The 11,240-nt window shown below is 72.8% G+C and carries 7 protein-coding genes; 6 read left to right on the forward strand and 1 reads right to left on the reverse strand.

Annotated features, from left to right (window positions below; translation table 11 throughout):
- The first annotated feature begins 11 nt into the window (after positions 1-11).
- The 4 genes from ACIA8R_RS30985 (at position 12) to ACIA8R_RS31000 (ending at position 9,419) form a co-directional block, all read left to right on the forward strand.
- Positions 12-6,224, forward strand: coding sequence for an RHS repeat domain-containing protein (locus ACIA8R_RS30985; protein ID WP_397041617.1), 6,213 nt, complete (start codon positions 12-14; stop codon positions 6,222-6,224).
- A gap of 83 nt (positions 6,225-6,307) precedes the next feature.
- Positions 6,308-7,510: a sensor histidine kinase gene (locus tag ACIA8R_RS30990; protein WP_397041618.1), complete on the forward strand. Its 1,203-nt coding sequence runs from the start codon at positions 6,308-6,310 to the stop codon at positions 7,508-7,510.
- A 33-nt stretch (positions 7,511-7,543) separates the two neighbouring features.
- The gene (locus tag ACIA8R_RS30995; RefSeq protein WP_364092980.1) at positions 7,544-8,242 is read left to right on the forward strand and encodes a response regulator transcription factor; all 699 of its coding nucleotides are present in this window, start codon (positions 7,544-7,546) and stop codon (positions 8,240-8,242) included.
- 127 nt (positions 8,243-8,369) lie between these two features.
- Positions 8,370-9,419 carry a helix-turn-helix domain-containing protein gene (locus ACIA8R_RS31000; RefSeq protein WP_364092978.1) on the forward strand — a complete coding sequence of 350 codons (1,050 nt, stop codon included), beginning with the start codon at positions 8,370-8,372 and terminating at the stop codon, positions 9,417-9,419.
- On the opposite strand, the gene ACIA8R_RS31005 is transcribed toward ACIA8R_RS31000, so the two are convergent.
- Positions 9,395-9,913 carry a hypothetical protein gene (locus ACIA8R_RS31005; protein WP_357701801.1) on the reverse strand — a complete coding sequence of 173 codons (519 nt, stop codon included), beginning with the start codon at positions 9,911-9,913 and terminating at the stop codon, positions 9,395-9,397. The genes ACIA8R_RS31000 and ACIA8R_RS31005 overlap by 25 nt on opposite strands.
- A 46-nt stretch (positions 9,914-9,959) precedes the next feature.
- On the opposite strand from ACIA8R_RS31005, the gene ACIA8R_RS31010 reads away from it, so the two are divergent.
- Both ACIA8R_RS31010 and ACIA8R_RS31015 read left to right on the forward strand, forming a co-directional pair.
- Complete coding sequence (locus tag ACIA8R_RS31010; RefSeq protein ID WP_397041619.1) at positions 9,960-10,829, forward strand: SseB family protein; 870 nt, start codon at positions 9,960-9,962, stop codon at positions 10,827-10,829.
- Positions 10,826-11,218, forward strand: coding sequence for a hypothetical protein (locus tag ACIA8R_RS31015; RefSeq protein WP_397041620.1), 393 nt, complete (start codon positions 10,826-10,828; stop codon positions 11,216-11,218). Before ACIA8R_RS31010 ends, ACIA8R_RS31015 begins: the two co-directional genes overlap by 4 nt.
- Positions 11,219-11,240 lie beyond the last annotated feature (22 nt).

An 11,240-nucleotide genomic window follows, 5' to 3' on the forward strand; every position in this document is an offset into this window, starting at 1 on the left:
GGGAGGGCGCCGTGACGAGGTCAAGGCGTGCCGTCGGCATCACGACGGCGTTGACGCTGGTGGCGGGCCTGCTGGCCGCCTTACCGGCCGCCCCGGCGGCCGCGGACCGGGCCGCCGCCCCCAAGGACCCGGACAGGGTCGTGGCGGGCGGGCCGGTCAAGGCCAGGCCGCGCGTCCTGGACGCGTCGGTCGCCCGTCCCGCGCCGCCTCCGGTGGTGCGCTGGCCCGAAGCGGGCGTGGTGGAGGGCTCCCCCCAGGCGTCCCCGGGACTGTCCGCGGGGGCGTCCCGGGACGCCGGGGGGAAGGGTCCGCTGCGGATCTCCGGTGCGGCGCGGGCGCGGGTGCTCGACCGCGCGGCCGTGGCGGGGACCGGGCTGGACGGCGTGGTCTTCGCGCTGGAGCAGCCCGCCGGCGACACCGTGGACGTGCGGCTCGACTACTCGGGCTTCGCCGCCGCCTACGGCGGTGACTACGGCTCCCGGCTGCGCCTGGTCGGCCTGCCCGCGTGCGCCCTGACCACGCCGGGCCGGGACGAATGCCGCACGGTCCGGCCGCTGACGGCCGTCAACGACACGGCGGCCGCCACGCTGAGCGCCCAGGTGCCCGCCGCCGAGACCGTGCTGGCGGCCACCGCGCAGAGCGGCGGCGAGAAGGGCGACTACAAGGCGACCTCGCTGGCCGCCTCCGACACCTGGCAGGTGGGCGCCCAGTCGGGCGACTTCACCTGGTCGTACCCGATGCGGATGCCGCCGGTGCCGGGCGGGCTGACGCCGTCGGTGGCGCTGTCCTACAGCTCCGCCTCGATCGACGGCCGCACCTCCAACGGCAACAGCCAGCCGTCGTGGGTGGGCGACGGCTTCGAGCTGTGGCCCGGCTACATCGAGCGCCGCTACAACTCCTGCGAGGACGACAAGGCGCCCAAGAACACCACCTGGAACATCTACCCCGGCGACCTGTGCTGGGGGTACGACAACGCCACGCTGAGCCTGAACGGCAAGGGCGGCGAGCTGATCCCGGCCGGCGACGGCACCTGGCGCACCAAGGGCGACGACGGCACCCGCGTCGAACGGCTGACCGGCTCGGGAACCGCCAACGGCGACGACGACGGCGAGTACTGGAAGGTCACCACGACCGACGGCACCCAGTACTTCTTCGGCCTCAACACGCTGGCCGCCGGCAAGCCGCAGACGAAGTCGGCCTGGACGGTCCCGGTGTTCGGCGACGACGACGGCGAGCCGTGCCACAAGTCCGACTTCAAGGACTCCTGGTGCCAGCAGGCCTGGCGGTGGAACCTGGACAAGGTGGTCGACACCGACGGCAACGCGGTCGTCTACTTCTACGAGCAGGAACGCAACCACTACGGCCGCAACCTCAAGGCCGAGGACGAGACCCCGTACGTGCGCGGCGGCCACCTGCGTTACGCCGAGTACGGCCTGCGCGCCGGCGACCTGTTCCCCACGCCGGCCCCGGCGCGGGTGGAGTTCACCACCGCCGAGCGGTGCATGCGCGAGACGGCCTCCGACTGCGCCGAGGCGGAGATCAAGGATCATCCGGACTACTGGCAGGACGTGCCCTGGGACCTGCACTGCGACGAGGGCCAGAAGTGCGAGGAGGACCACGGCACCGGCTCGCCCACGTTCTGGTCGCGCAAGCGGCTGGTCAAGGTGACGACGAAGGTGGCCAAGGCCGACGGCAGCGGCCACCGCGCGGTGGACTCCTGGACGCTCCAGCACGCCTGGGGCATGGCCGACGTCGACCGCCAGCTGCTGCTGACCTCGGTCGTGCACACCGGGCACGCGGGGGCCGCGCCGGTGACCCTGCCGCCGGTGTCGTTCGTGTACACGCAGCTGCCCAACCGCGTCGACAAGCTCGGCGACGACCTCGGGCCGTTCGTGAAGAACCGGCTGGGCACGATCTACAACGAGTACGGGGGCGTGCTCGACGTCAACTACTCGGCCGCCGACTGCACCACGTCCGACCTGCCGTCGCCGCAGACGAACCGGCGCCGCTGCTTCCCCGTCTACTGGATGAAGACCAGCGGCGTGGACGACCATCCGACGCTGGACTGGTTCCACAAGTACGTGGTGACGCAGACCGTGCAGACCGACCTGACCGGCGGCGCGCCCGACCAGGTCACCGCCTACGACTACTCGATCGGCCGGCCCGCCTGGCACTTCGACGACGACGACGGGCTGACGCCGGAGAAGTACAAGACGTGGTCGCAGTGGCACGGCTACGACAAGGTGCGCGTCATCTCGGGCGCGACCGGCCCGAACCCCGGCCAGGTGGACCACTGGTACTTCCAGGGCATGGACGGCGACCGGCTCGGCCCGGACGGCGGCCGCAAGGACGTCGACGTCTCCGACGGCGAGGGCGGCTCCTCCCCCGACAGCGAGGCGTTGCAGGGCTTCGAGGTGCGGAAGGTCACCTACGACCGGGCCGGCGGCACGCCGGTGGAGAAGGTCGTCACCTCGCCCTGGTACCAGCGGACGGCGAGCCGTACGCGCTCGTGGGGGACGGTCTCGGCCTACCTGTCGGCCCCGAGGACCACGCGGACGCTCACCGCGCTGGACGGCGGCCGCTGGCGGGAGTCGAAGACCGCCAACCTGTCCTTCGACGAGGTGACCGGCCGGGTGCTGCAGGTCGACGACCAGGGCGACGTGGCGCTGGACACCGACGACGTGTGCACCACCACGACGATGGCGGCGCGCAACACCGGCGCGTGGCTGGTCGACGCGGTCGCCGAGGAGCTGAAGGTGGCCAGGCGCTGCGGCGCGGCCGTGGACTACACCAAGGACCTGGTCTCGGCCACGCGCACCGCCTACGACGGCGGCGCGTACCGCCAGGCCCCGAGCAAGGGACGGGCGACCTCGGCGGACAAGGCGTCGGCCGGCGGCACCACGGCGGCGGCCCTGGCGTACGTCTCCGACACCAGGACCTCCTACGACGCCTACGGCAGGCCGACCACCGTCGTCAAGATCGACCACACCTCCTCCCCGGCCGTCGAGCGGCCGACCACCACCGTGTACACCGACACGCAGGGCCTGAACACCCGCACCGCCGAGACCGGCCCGCCGGCCACGCCGGGCGTCCCCAGCTCGGCCATGACCACCGCCAAGGACCTCGACCCCGCGTGGGGCAGCGCCGTCACGACCACCGACGCGGGCGGCAAGACGGTCACGATGGCGTACGACGCGCTGGGCCGGCTGGTCAAGGTCTGGACGCCCGCCCGCGGCACCGGCCAGGTGCCCGACCGCGAGTACGCCTACCGGGTGGCCGCCGGCCAGATCACCGCCGTCACCACGAAGAAGCTCGACCAGGACGGCGGCCAGGAGACGTCGGTCTCGCTGCTGGACGGCTGGCTGCGCGCCCGCCAGACCCAGGACGCCGGCCCCGGCGGCGGCCGGCTCGTCTCCGACACCTTCTACAACGCCCAGGGCGCCGTGGACCGCACCTACGCCCCCTACTTCGCCGACGGGCCGCCCGCGCCCGCGCTGTTCGGCGTGGCCCAGACCGGCCAGGTCGAGACCCAGACCGTGTACACCTACGACGGCCGCAACCGCAAGACCGCCGAGATCCTGCGGGCCGGCAACAGCGACACCGGCGAGCTGTGGCGCACGACCTTCGCCTACGGCGGCGACTGGTCGCGGGTGACGCCACCCTCGGGCGGGGTGGTCACCACGACCGTCACCGACGCCCGCGGCAGGCGTTCGGAGCTGCGCCGCCACCGCCCGGACGGCGGCTACGACTCGACGTTCTACACCTACACCGGCGGTGACCGGCCGGCCGAGGTCAAGGGGCCGGGCGGGCACGTGTGGCGCTACACCTACGACGTGCGGGGCCGCAAGACGAGCGAGCTGGACCCGGACAAGGGGCTGACCACGTTCGCCTACGACGACCTCGACCGGCTCGTGCAGTCGGTGGACGCCCGGGGCCAGAAGCTGACGCTGACCCTCGACGGCCTGGGGCGCAAGACCGCCCAGTACGACGGCGCCGGCGTCAAGCTGGCCGAGTGGACGTACGACACCGTGCGCAAGGGCCAGCAGGCCAGTTCCACGCGCTGGTCGGGCGGCGCCGCCTACACCAAGAAGGTGGACTTCTACGACAACCTGAACCGGCCGACGCGGACGACCGTGCTGGTGCCCGCCGCCGAGGGCGCGCTGGCCCCGGTGGGCGGATACACCTTCTCGACGGTCTACAACCCCGACGGCACGCTGCAGTCCACCGGCAGCCCGGCCGCGGGCGGCCTGCCCGCCGAGGTGATCGCCGCCTCCTACGACGAGCTGGGGCGCCCGCTGACCGCCTCCAGCAACCTGTCGTCGTACGTGGTCGGCACCGACTACAGCAGGACGGGCAAGCTGCTCGCCCAGCGGCTGGACACCGGCGCCGACGGCAAGCAGGTGGACTTCACCTACTCCTACGAGTTCGGCAGCCAGCGGCTGCGCACCCTGACCACCGTCCACGAGGGCGCGGCGGGGGTGGACCGCAGCGAGACCTACGGCTACGACGACGCGGGCAACGTCACGCAGATCGCCGACGCCTCCAGGGACGGCGCCGACAACCAGTGCTTCCGCTACGACCACCTGGCCCGCCTGACCGAGGCGTGGGCGCAGGGCTCCGGCGGGTGCGCGGCCGACCCGGCCGCCGCCGTCCTGGGCGGGCCCGCGCCCTACCACGACGCCTACACCTACGACGCGGCGGGCGACCGTACGGGCGAGACCCGCTACGACGCGGCCAACCAGCCGTCGGCCACCCGCGGCTACACCTACGCGGGCGACGACGGCGCCGCGGCGGGGCTCAAGGGGCACCAGCTCGGCGCGGTCACCCAGACCGGACCGGGGGCCCGCGCCGAGAGCTACGCCTACGACGCGGCCGGCAACACCACCACGCGCCGGATCGGGACCTCCGCCCAGACCCTCACCTGGGACGCCGAGGGCGAGCTGGCCAAGGTGTCCGACCCTGGCAAGGGCGAGACCTCCTTCGTCTACGACGCCGACGGCGGCCGGCTGCTGCGCCGCGACCCCGGCGGGACCACGCTGTACCTGGACGGCATGGAGGTGCGGCTGAACAAGGGCGCCACGGCCACGGTGGCCACCCGCTACTACACGCAGGGCGACCAGGTGGTGGCGGTCAGGAGCACGACCGGCGTGACGTTCCTGGCCGCCGACCGGCACGGCACCGGCGAGGTGGCCATCGACGCCAGGACCGGCGCGGTCGTCAAGCGCCGCCTGACGCCGTTCGGGCAGCCGCGCGGGAGCGCCGCGGCGGGCTGGCCGGGCGACAAGGGCTTCGTCGGCGGCACCGTGGACGTCAGCACCGGCCTGACCCACCTCGGCGCCCGCGAGTACGACCCGGACACCGGCCGCTTCATCTCGGTGGACCCGGTGTTCAACGCCGACAACCCGGCGCAGCTCAACGGCTACGGCTACGCCGAGAGCAACCCGGCGACCAACAGCGACCCCTCGGGCGAGTGCAGCCCGGAGGGCGGCTGCGCCACCAACCCCTGCCACCCGACGGGCGGCTTCTGCGGCGGTTTCGACGGCTGCGGCGGCACGTGCCCCCACCACCCCGACGTCTCCGGCGGCGGCAACTACGTCCCCCGCTCCCCCGGCGAGCCCGAGCACGGCGGCTACCGGACGTGGAAGAGGACGCTCAAGCGGGTGCTGAAGATGATGAAGGTGCTGACCGAGTACGACGCGCTGACCGCGGGGGCCTGCGTGGCGGCCTGGACGCTGACCTGCGACACCTGGAGCCACTACCGCGGCAAGAGCGGCAAGGACTTCATCGTGGATCCGTACCAGATCTACTCCGACAACGAGGGCATCGGGAAACGGGTGGACCAGGTCATGCGGAGCATGGCGAAGAAGGCCATCGCCAAGTGCCGCGCGGCGACCTGCGAGCTGACGTTCGACTCCTTCTGGAAGAGCGCCCACGTCAGCGGGAAGGACAAGGACACCTACTACACGCTCGGCGGCAGCATGTTCCGCGCGGACGGCAAATTCCTCATCGAGAACGGCGACAACCCCAAGAAGCGCGTCATCACCGCGCAGTACACGCTGCGCATGCACAAGGACTGGAACTTCGACCCCAACGACGCGGCGTCCGTCCCGATCCTGAACCGCAAGGCGAACTTCCGGGGCTTCTACGAGATGCACCTGCTGGGCTACGCCCGTGAGTTCGTCCTGCGGGGCAGCACGTCCATGAACCAGTCCTGGCATCAGTAGCGGGCGGGACTGCAACTTCCGCGGCAGTCGATGTCCACCCCCGGTTTGATGCGCCGGGGGTGGCGCCGGGGTTAGCGTGACGGGTGCCCTTCACCCCCTCGTCCCTTCTCCGGCGGGTGGTCGCGGTCCACCCGCTGCTGCTCGACGGCGCGGCGGCCCTCACGCTGGTCGTCGGCACCTGGCTGTGGGAGGTGTTCGAGCCGGGCCGGGGCCGGCCCGGCGACGGCCTGTCGATGGGCCTGACCCTGCTGGTCAACGCGCCGCTGGCGCTGCGCAGGGTGGCGCCGGTGCCGGTGCTGCTGGTGTCGGTGGGCGCGTCGCTGGTCTACCACGTGCTCGGCTACCACCACGGGCTCAACAGCATCGGCCCGCTGGTGGCCCTCTACTCCGTCGCCGCGCACCGGTCGTGGGCCTGGTGCGCGGCCGGCTCGGTGCTGGTCGTCACCGAGTGGACGTACGCCTCGGGGCAGCAGCCCGGCCTGGCGACGTGGTCGGCGCTGGCGCAGTCGGTCCTGGTGGCGGCGTGCGGGGTGGGCGCGGGGGCCAGCGTACGGCTGCTGTCGGAGCGCACCGCGCAGCTGGCCGACCTCGCCGCGCAGCTCCGCGCCGAGCAGGGGGCCGCCGCCCGGCGGGCCGTCACCCGCGAGCGGGTGCGCATCGCCCGCGAGCTGCACGACGTCGTCGCCCACCACATGTCGGTCATCTCCGTACAGGCCGGGCTGGGGCGTTACGTCGCGCTGAGCGACCCGGCCACCGCCCACGCCACGCTGGGGGTCATCGCCGACACCAGCCACGAGGCGCTGACCGAGATGCGCCGGCTGCTGTCGATCCTGCGCATCGAGGCCCACGACGACGACGAGGGCCTCTACGCCACCGCGCCGGGCCTGCTGGCCCTCGATCCGCTGGTCGAACGCATGCGCGCGGCGGGCGTCGGCACCGAGCTCACCGTCGAGGGCCGCGCCCGGCCGCTGCCGCCCGGCCTCGACCTGTGCGCGTACCGCATCGTCCAGGAGTCGCTGACGAACGTCCTCAAGCACGCCGACCCCGGCCGGGTCGAGATCCGCATCGGCTACGGTCCGGCCACGCTGACGTTGCGTGTCAGCAACGACGGCGCCGCCGTCGAGGCCGGGGGCCGGGGTTCCGGCGGCCACGGGTTGATCGGCATGACTGAACGTGTCAGGCTCTACCAGGGTTCGATCACCGCCGGGCCGCTGCCCGAGGGCGGGTTCGAGGTGCTGGCGACCTTCCCGCTCCTCACACCCGGTGAGGGCGATCGGCCGCCGTGACGACCGTGAGGCAGGTGCGAGATCAAGGTTCTCGTGGTCGACGACCAGGTGCTCATCCGCGCCGGTCTGGCCGCGCTCCTGCGGGCCGCGGGCCTGGAGGTGGTGGGCGAGGCCGCCGACGGCGAGGAGGCCGTGCGCCTGGCCGCCACGCTCAGGCCCGACGTGATCCTCATGGACATCAGGATGCCGGGCATCAACGGCCTGACCGCGACCGAGCGCATCCTGGCCGCCGCGCACGACCCGCCGCCCAAGGTGCTCATCCTGACCACGTTCGACCTCGACGAGTACGTCTACAACGCGCTGCGCCTGGGCGCCGGCGGCTTCCTGCTCAAGGACACGCCGCCCGAACGCCTGATCGCCGCCATCCGCACGGTCGCGGCGGGCGACATCCTGCTGGCCCCGGCCGCGACCAGGCGCCTGATCGAGGCGTTCACGGAACCGCCCGCCCCGCTGCCCTCCCCCTCCCTCGACCGGCTCACCGGGCGCGAGACGGAGGTGCTGCGGCTGGTCGGGCACGCATTATCGAACAAGGAGATCGCCGAACGGCTGTCGGTGAGCGAGGGCACGGTCAAGACGCACCTCAACCGGCTGATGGCCAAGCTGGGGCTGAGCAGCCGCGCGCAGGTGGTCGTGGTGTCGTACGACTCCGGCCTCGTCCGTCCCGGACAGTCCGCGCCCCGCCGGACGACCCCCGAGGCCCAGGGGCCGGCGGATCGCACGGACGGCCGGTAGGTTGCGGACCGCGACAGGACGCGCCGCCGGTCTTGCGGCCGAGGCCGGGGTTGTGGACCCTTGGACGGTGGCCGACAGCGTCGACGCGGTATGCGATCACCCGTACCGAAGTTCCTGGATCCACCGCATGGCCAGACCGAGCCCGGTGGTGTCCGCGTCCACCGACGCGATCCCGAGGAAGGATCGCCTGGAGTGGTGGGCGCACCTCGCCGCGCACGAGGTCGTGCCCACCGCGCTGTCCAGCGAGCACGCCGACGACTTCCACGGCCGGGTGCAGTCCATCGACCTGTCGCAGGTGCGGGTGGGCGACTTCACGATGTCGCCGCTGAAGGGCCGGCGCACCCCGGCCCACATCAGCCGGCACGATCCCGAGGGCTACGAGCTCTTCCTGCTGCACGGCAACGCCAACCGGCTGCGGCAGCGGGGCAACGAATCCCTGTTACAGGCCGGCGACATGTCCTTGTTCGACACTTCCTCGCCGTACGTGACCGAGTTCCTCGACGGTGACCGGCCGACCCGGGTGACGCTCCTGTTCCTGCCACGCGAGGCGCTGCCGCTGACCCGCGGCCAGCTGGAGCCGTTGCTGGCCACCAGGCTCCGGGCGGCCACCGGCTCAGGGGCGCTGCTGGCCCGCTACCTCACCGGCCTGCTCGAACACGCGAGCGGCTGCCACCCCGCCGAGCTGCCCCGCCTCGGCACCATCGGCGTCGACCTGGCCGCCGCCTTCCTGGCCGGACGCCTCGACGCCGGCCGCCAGCTGCCGGCCGAGAGCCGGCACCGGATGCTGGCCGCGCGGATCGACGCCTTCATCGACCAGCATCTCGGCGATCCCGACCTGGGGCCGTCGAGCATCGCCGCGCACCACCACATCTCCGTACGCACCCTGCACGCGCTGTTCGAGCAGCGGCACGAGACCGTCGGCGCCACCGTACGCCGGCGCCGGCTCGAACGTTGTCACGCCGACCTGGCCGACCCGCGGCTGCGGGACCTTCCGATCGGCGAGATCGGCATGCGCTGGGGCTTCAGGAACGGCGCCGAGTTCAGCCGCGCGTTCCGCACCGCCTACGACCTCAGCCCGCGGGACCACCGCCGCCGGTCGCTGGCGGGCCACGACGACCACGACGACCACGACGGCCGGCCCGCCGGGGAAGCTCAGCGGTCGGCGAGCTCGCGGTAGGTGTCCCGGACGACCATCAGGCGGTCGCGGCGGAACCGGGGAGGCTCGGCGGCGCGCACCTCCCGCCCGCGGGCGGACCAGAAGGCCTCCGCGGGGACGTCGTCCTGCCCCTCGGGGATGAACTTGAGCACCTCGTCCATGGCCGAACGAGCCATGGAGAGCGCCCGGCGAGCGTCCTCCGGATCGTCGGGGACGTTGCCGGCCGTGAGGTCGGCCAGCCACATCCACTCCCCGGCGTCGAGCAGCTCGGACGGCTCCGCGCCGCCGAACGTCGGCCAGCCGACCGGCATGACCTCGCGCCTGGGCAGTGAGAACAGGTACTCCCGCGCCGCGCCGCAGTCGTCGCAGGCACCCGACCAGCACGTGGCCAGCGAGCCTTCGACGCTGACCACGCCGCTGTCCCACTCGGTCTCCACCGAGCCGCACCGGCAGGGATTCAGGTCGAGGTACACGAGAGCCTCGTCGCGGGTGCGGGCAATCGGCCGATCCGTCACACGGGCAACCTACAGGGAACGCGGATCAACCCACTAGGGTGTCGCCATGCAGGCACCGACCGCGTTCGAGGAGCGGCTCAAGGAGGCGCACGGCCGGCAGGACCTGTCCACCTGTCTCGCGCTGCTGCGGTACGCCGACTTCGCCTGCCCGGTCGGCGACGCCGCCGCCAGAGGTGACGAGCAGGTCGCCTGGCCGACGTTCGCGGGGGCCGATCGTGTGTGGGTGGCGGTGTACACGTCGGAGGAGGCGATGTTGGAGGCCACGGGCGGCGCCGTCCGGCACTGCCGGGTGCTGTCGCTGGTCGAGCTCGCGGCGGGCTGGCCCGACCCCCGCTGGGGGCTGGCGGTCAACCCGGGGCTCGAACCGTCGTTCCTGCTGGAGCCGGGCACGGTCGCGCGGCTGGCGGTGCCCACGCTGGAGCAGGACCTGGTGGCCGAGCCCGGCCACGGCGTCCCGATCGTGCAGAAGCTGCTGGAGGTGGCGCAGATCCAGGAGTTGCTGGACAGCGAACGGCCGCGCGTGTCCGGCTACTGCCACCACGCGCTCGACGTCGAGCACATCGCGACTCCGTCCGTGCTCGCCGACGCGCTGCTCCAGGACGACGCCCTCACCGCCGAGGGCGCGGTCAACCTGCTGCGCTGGCCGGCGGTCGGGGTGGAGCTCTACCGCACCCCGTACGGCGGGGTCGACGAGAGGGGCCGGACGGCGATGGCCGGCTGGGTGATCGAGGAGCCGCCGTTCGTCGGCACGGGCCTGGTGCCGAACCCCGCCGAGACCATCAGGGAGTACAAGATCGACGGCATCGGCCTGCCGCACGGCGCCGAGATCGTGGAGCTGGCCGCCGACGGCAAGGAACGCACGCGGGCGCGGTACGACGCCGACCGCTGCCGGTGGCTGATGGTGGAGGACGAATGAACCCCGGCTCCTACCGCGTCCGCTGGGCGGGCGCCGACCACGAGGCGTCGCCGGACCTCGTCGACGGCGTGCTCTTCATGCGTCTGTACGCCCCGGAGCCCGCCGACGGCTTCGAGGAGGTGGCGCCTGGCCGGTACGTACGCGCGGTCCCGGCGGCCGACTGCGCGGCGATCTGGCACCTGACCGTCGTCTGCGAGTGGCGTGGCGCCCCCTTCCTGGTCCGCGCGGCGCGCGAGGCGGAGTTGCTCATCGAGTACCTGGGCGCGAACGCGCCGCACGCCGCGGAGCTCGGCCTGGAACGCGTCGAGCGCGGAGTGCACCGTGCCTGGGTGCTGCGGGACGAGGTGTCGGCGCTCAGTGAGAAGGCTGTGGCACTTGTCGGCATCTGATGAACAACAAGGCTGTTGATCT

The organism is Nonomuraea sp. NPDC051191 (assembly GCF_044455665.1).
Taxonomy (GTDB): Bacteria; Actinomycetota; Actinomycetes; order Streptosporangiales; family Streptosporangiaceae; genus Nonomuraea.

Excerpts from the sequence above, each read along its gene's own strand:
- ACIA8R_RS31000 (WP_364092978.1), top strand. The coding sequence starts at position 8,370 with ATGGCCAGACCGAGCCCGGTGGTGTCCGCGTCCACCGACGCGATCCCG.
- ACIA8R_RS31010 (WP_397041619.1), top strand. The coding sequence starts at position 9,960 with ATGCAGGCACCGACCGCGTTCGAGGAGCGGCTCAAGGAGGCGCACGGC.
- ACIA8R_RS31015 (WP_397041620.1), top strand. The coding sequence starts at position 10,826 with ATGAACCCCGGCTCCTACCGCGTCCGCTGGGCGGGCGCCGACCACGAG.